Raw genomic sequence first — 1,935 nt, 5'->3', positions numbered from 1 at the left:
TTCTCTTTTTGGAGTTCGCCATGAACACATTCAGCTACCAGGTCTACGTACTGATCATCACCAGTCTGGCGTTCTACCTGATCTTCTTCGGGCGGGTTTGATATGAAGCGTCTGCTTATCCAAACCACTGTGCTTGTGCTGTTCGCGTTCTCTGCGTCGGCTGCTTATTCAGAGGATTATTACTGGCAATGCAGTTTGCCCGGTTGTACTGCCCAGCCTGACCTCCGCAAAGCTGCAGAGCAGCTATTAACACTTCAAAACTTTAATTGGCAAAGCTTTGGTTTCATGGGCTGTACTTTCGTTAGGCAAGACTACGGTTATTGCAGTTATAGCCATCCTGGCGGTGTTTATCAGCCACAAGCAAACAGGTACGGAACCACATGCCCACCCGATCAAACGTATAACGCTGAAACGGGTGGTTGTGATGCTCCTGAACCTGACAAGTGCGCTGAGCTAGCAAACACAAGCTTTCCATTTAGTAAGTCCGGCGCCGCTGGTGATGGCTATGTTTCGCTTTCTGCTGATCGCAAGTTCGGCGTTGCTAGTCAGTCAGCGTGTCATTCGGGCTGTGTCGCCAATACAGCTGACCAAAAATGCACGACTCGCGTTACCGGTTCCTATTTTTGCCAGGGTACTGGCTATTACACGGGTGCTGAATGTGGTTCTGGTGGTTCTGCTGAGGTTGAACAGTCGCCTGTTCCTGACTATCCCGAGCCTGAAACCATTCTCGAAGACAAGCCTTGCATACCCGTTTATAACGCAGATGGCTCAACGACGTGCACGTCTGAAAAGTCAGTTGAAAAAGAAGGCCAGCACTGCGGCATGTTCAATGGCGAGCGACTCTGCGTTGATGCCCAGCCGTCGAAGAACCAGGTCGATATCCAGACCGATACCAAAGTTCAGACCAATCCTGATGGTTCTAAGACCACAACTAAAACAGATACGGCCACCGCGACCAAGTGCAATGGCACTGCTTGCCCGACAAAAACTACCGTCACCACAACCACGACGCATACCGACAGCGCGGGCAATAAGACAGGCACCACTGGCACCTGCAAAGGCCCTGATTGCCCTGACCAGCAGGGCAACCCTGATGCCGATGGTGATGGCTTTGGGGATTGTATCGGCGGTAAATGCGAACAGGGGTCAAGTGTTGGCGGCGAAGGATGTGATGTAGACCTTGCCTGCGAGGGTGATCCGATTCAATGCGCCATTTTGCGCAAGAGCAAAGAGCAACAATGCTTTGCCGAAGAACAAGCCGACTTCGAAGGCCATAAAGACGATATCGAGAACCTGGTTCAGGGCGACAAGTTCGAACTCGACGAAGGCGGCGATGATATTGATGTCCCGGGCCTGATCAACAAAGGCACACGGTTCCTACCTGCTAGTTGCCCGCCTGATGAAACGGTGAACCTGATCACTGCTGGCGGCCACACCTTCAAATTCACCTATGAGCCGCTGTGCCGTGCTGCTACAGACCTCGGCAACCTCTTTGTGGCTTTTGCTCTTGTCTTTGCCGCGCTGTATGTCGGGCGCTCTGTAGGGGGTAGCTAATGCAATACGTATTGCTTGTTCAAATGCTGATCATGGTGCTCGGCCCGCTTGTGCGCATGGTGCTCAAGATGCTCGGTTTCGGCTTTGTCAGCTACGTGGGTTTTAACCTGGTGATCGATGCGGCCAAAGATGAACTTATAGCGCGCATGGGCGAAGTCGGGCCGGTAATCATGCCGATTCTTGGTCTGGCCAAGGTGGATGTGATTGTGAATATCTACTTCGCAGCCATTGCCACGCGCTTTGTTCTTGCCGGCATTGATAAGGCCGCTGATCGCAAGCGTAACCAGGTCTGGCACAAGCCGGGCGGCACCTCTATTGAGGCTTAAGGGGGTTCTCCATGCTCTATATACGCACGGGGAAACCCGGCCACGGTAAGACGCT

Annotated in this window: 2 protein-coding genes; both read left to right on the top strand. The window is 52.7% G+C overall.

The features are described from left to right. Positions 1–102: 102 nt before the first annotated feature. Positions 103–1,554 carry a virulence factor TspB C-terminal domain-related protein gene (locus PSES9_RS25465; protein WP_010490954.1) on the top strand — a complete coding sequence of 484 codons (1,452 nt, stop codon included), beginning with the start codon at positions 103–105 and terminating at the stop codon, positions 1,552–1,554. Further along, a complete protein-coding gene (locus PSES9_RS0122805) occupies positions 1,554–1,880 on the top strand; it encodes a DUF2523 domain-containing protein (protein ID WP_010490953.1) in 327 nt (108 codons plus the stop codon). Before PSES9_RS25465 ends, PSES9_RS0122805 begins: the two co-directional genes overlap by 1 nt. Positions 1,881–1,935 lie beyond the last annotated feature (55 nt).

Source organism: Pseudomonas sp. S9, from assembly GCF_000222125.1.
Lineage (GTDB): Bacteria > Pseudomonadota > Gammaproteobacteria > Pseudomonadales > Pseudomonadaceae > Aquipseudomonas > Aquipseudomonas segetis.
The sequence above is the reverse complement of the archived record's forward strand: the minus strand, read 5'-3'. Positions and strand labels throughout refer to the sequence as shown.

Coding starts and splice junctions, on each gene's coding strand:
- PSES9_RS0122805 (WP_010490953.1), top strand. CDS start 1,554: ATGCAATACGTATTGCTTGTTCAAATGCTGATCATGGTGCTCGGCCCG.
- PSES9_RS25465 (WP_010490954.1), top strand. CDS start 103: ATGAAGCGTCTGCTTATCCAAACCACTGTGCTTGTGCTGTTCGCGTTC.